The sequence below is a fragment of the Ruminococcus sp. OM06-36AC genome, from assembly GCF_003438725.1.
Taxonomy (GTDB): Bacteria; Bacillota; Clostridia; order Oscillospirales; family Ruminococcaceae; genus Ruminococcus_C; species Ruminococcus_C callidus.
This window is the reverse complement of record NZ_QSTT01000082.1, coordinates 1-562: the sequence shown is the minus strand read 5'-3', so window position 1 is coordinate 562 and position 562 is coordinate 1. Positions and strand designations below refer to the sequence as shown.

At 45.7% G+C, this 562-nt stretch carries 1 protein-coding gene; it reads left to right on the top strand.

The window, feature by feature from the left end; all coding sequences use genetic code 11:
- Positions 1-534 (top strand): DUF3825 domain-containing protein (locus DXB92_RS13275; protein WP_117734230.1); only part of this gene is annotated, 534 nt, incomplete at its 5' end.
- Between the last annotated feature and the right edge of the window lie 28 nt (positions 535-562).

The following is a 562-nucleotide window of genomic DNA, read 5'->3' as shown; positions in this document are numbered from 1 at the left end:
TATCAGGCAATCTACGCCTGCTTTGAACGAAATAAAAAGAAAGACACCACATTGAAATGGTATTTCACCGGCTTCTGTGATGCTGTTTCTTCCAAGCTGCGGTATGTAGAACCATTGCCCAAAAAGCCATATTTCCCGATGATGCAAAATGGTGTAAACTTCAATCCGGAATGGCCAATTCGGGTAAATGCAGAACACATTCTCAGCGACCCGGAAAATCGGGAACGGCTGCCAAAGAAGCTGCTTCGGTTTAAGAATCTGCCATTGCTGCTGGAAACAGCAGTGGAACTGGGCAGACGAAAAGCAGTAATTGAGCCAGGGCTGGTAGTACCGCAGGGATACCAGAATCAATTGCAGTTTCTGCTGCCGATCTGTTTAACAGATATGGAAAAACCGAACCTTGCCATGACCTTGGCAGAACGAAACGGATATTATCTGGGCAGCACTTGTCTGACACTGGAAATGGCATATCTGAATGCGAGAATGATTGCAAGACCCATTGCTCCGTGGCTGACCAGTTTGGTAAAAAAGTGAGAACATCCGATGAGGTGCAGAATTTTTT